This window comes from Rubellimicrobium mesophilum DSM 19309 (assembly GCF_000600335.2).
GTDB lineage: Bacteria > Pseudomonadota > Alphaproteobacteria > Rhodobacterales > Rhodobacteraceae > Rubellimicrobium > Rubellimicrobium mesophilum.
This window is the reverse complement of the sequence record NZ_KK088544.1, coordinates 1-2248: the sequence shown is the minus strand read 5'-3', so window position 1 is coordinate 2248 and position 2248 is coordinate 1. Positions and strand designations below refer to the sequence as shown.

Here is a 2248-nt window from a genome sequence, read left to right as displayed (position 1 = left end):
ACCAACGCCATCGAGGCGCTAAACTCCAAGCTGCGCCGCGCGGTCCGGGCACGCGGGCACTTCCCCAATGACGAGGCGGCCACCAAGCTGCTATACCTCGTGCTGAACCGGGCGGCCGAGGATTGGAAGCGACCGCCGCGCGAGTGGTTCGAAGCCAAGACCCAGTTCGCCATCGTCTTCGGCGAACGCTTCAAGGCCAGCTGAATGTACCCGGCCTCGCGCACAAGATTCCCGACAGTCCCGCTTCCGGTATTGCAGTGCAGCGGCCAAGTTAGGACGCCAGGTCCCGTCGTGCCGACGACGTTCGACAGGACTTGCAGCATGTGTCTCAAACCAGATCTCGTCCGCCGATGTCACTGTTCGGCCGTGTTGCATCAAGCGGCAATGAATGCGCTGAGGACCTGCGGCGTGGACGCGATCGGAGCCTCTTTGGGGCATCTGCCTTACTCGACGGCCATCAAGCGACCAAAGGTGGGCATGACCATCAAGTCGCTCGCCATCGTCGGTCGAGGCCTAGAGCAGAAGTAGCCTGGGGCTCAAGGAAGGCATGACGGGTTATCCCAGTTCGACAGCCGAACCATGTCGAAAGTGACGGTGTCAGGGCGACGGTCCGAATCCGTGACCCGGTGGCTCAGACGGACCTTGGGCAACTATGGCCGCCGCCACCGATACCGGACATCAGGCTCCTTCTCCTCGTTCAGACTGCCATCTGTCTCTTCGACTGCAATGAACCCATGTCGTTCGTAGAAGTTGCGCGCACCGACATTGCGCTGGAACGTCCAAAGCGACAGATCGGGCCAAGCCGAAGTCGCAACAGCGAGCAGCGCCGCGCCAATGCCCCGCCTTTGAGCATTAGGAAGGACGTACAGATGATCGATCCAGCCTTCCCGGAAGGCGATGATGCCGATCAGCCTGACGTCATCGAAGGCGCCATAGGCCTGGGATCCAGGCAAGACCTGATGGCGGAAGAAGCGGACGTCCTCGTCTGGCGTGTGCAGGCCTGCCAGCCAGGGCAGGCGCTCATCGAACGATGCACGTAGCACCCTTGCGGCCTCTTTCGCGTCATCGAGTTCCAGAGCGCGAAGCTTCATGCCGGCTTGAATAGACCAAGCGTACCTTGCCAGCCAGTATTGCCAGCCGAAACGCTCTTGGCCCCTGACTGAACGAGGGGGGTGGCGTTGGTGCGCAGGCCTTGCAGGCATCTATCATGGCGCCCGATGGTGTTGCGATTGCCGCAGCGATCAGGATCGAAGGCGCGCAGGGAACCCTGGCCCTTGTTGCCGCCTCGGCAGGTCAGAGGGGGCGCAGCAGGCCAGCGGAGACCCAGTCGAGTGTGCAGGCCCTGCTGCCCGCGAGGCACTTGGGGCAGGTGCGCGGTAGCCACTCCAGACCGGCCATCACATGGCATTCGCGGCTCCTTCGAAGGCGGCTCTCCCTTGGTCCAGCCGCTAGCGTGAAGGCCAAGAGCAGGCCGGTGCCATCTGGCATCGCTTGGACGATGTCTCCAAGGTCGCCCGGACATGGACCGGGGGCGTGATGCTCCGGCTCTTCTGGGTTCCCCTTGTGCCGGCCCCCTGGCATTGAACGGCTGGCCGGCGTCGAGGAGCCCACAGGACCCACGAGATCCAAGTCGATCAGGTTATTTGCCCCAACTCGAGGCACGGCCGGTGCGGCATCCGGTCGAACCGTCGCCCGTGTCGCCAGTGACCTGGCTCTGCCGACCCGACCGGGACAGGAGGTGGCCGGCTGGCGCGGCGCGGCGGGCTTGGGGTTGCGGCGCTGTGTTGGGGCTGCGTTGGGGCGGGGGTGGCGAGTTCCCGCGCAAGGGCTTGGGGGGTTGGGCGGGGTTTCGCTGCGTCAGGCGAGCCCTCTGGACGTGAGGGCGGCCGACCTCTAGGCCCGATCACGCCGGGGCGGAGGGACAGCCGCGCCGGCCATCGCCACCACCGACCCGCCCGGAGCGCCGCCCGCCCGGGCGCCACCTCGCGCCTTGAGCCCAGCGCATCGGCTGGGCTCGCCCGGGCCCTCCGGCCCGGTGGACGACCGCTGCCAAAGGGGAACCCATGTTCGACACCAACAACGACCTGGTCTTCGGGGGCCAGAGCTACGCGAACGGCGACTGGCAAGTCTCGGACTGGGACGCCGGAGCGCTCAGCTACATCACCAACTGGTCGCGCGACCGGGTGCGCATCGCTGCGGACGGCGCCGCCGAGGTGAGCCTGGGCTCGGCCGCGCCCGGCTCCTACAA

Annotated in this window: 2 protein-coding genes and 1 pseudogene; 2 read left to right on the top strand and 1 reads right to left on the bottom strand. The window is 66.0% G+C overall.

Annotated elements, in window-relative coordinates; translation table 11 throughout:
- On the top strand, positions 1-204 hold a 204-nt coding region (locus tag RUMESO_RS02820; RefSeq protein ID WP_037277958.1), incomplete at its 5' end, for a transposase.
- 446 nt (positions 205-650) lie between these two features.
- On the opposite strand, the gene RUMESO_RS23800 is transcribed toward RUMESO_RS02820, so the two are convergent.
- The gene (locus RUMESO_RS23800) at positions 651-1091 is read right to left on the bottom strand and encodes a GNAT family N-acetyltransferase (protein WP_082483315.1); all 441 of its coding nucleotides are present in this window, start codon (positions 1089-1091) and stop codon (positions 651-653) included.
- Positions 1092-2063: 972 nt separating this feature from the next.
- On the opposite strand from RUMESO_RS23800, the pseudogene RUMESO_RS02815 reads away from it, so the two are divergent.
- Positions 2064-2248, top strand: a pseudogene (locus RUMESO_RS02815) (hypothetical protein); the annotation flags it as partial.

What these genes read in the sequence shown, in the direction of transcription:
- RUMESO_RS23800 (WP_082483315.1), bottom strand. Translation starts at nt 1,091, where the DNA reads ATGAAGCTTCGCGCTCTGGAACTCGATGACGCGAAAGAGGCCGCAAGG.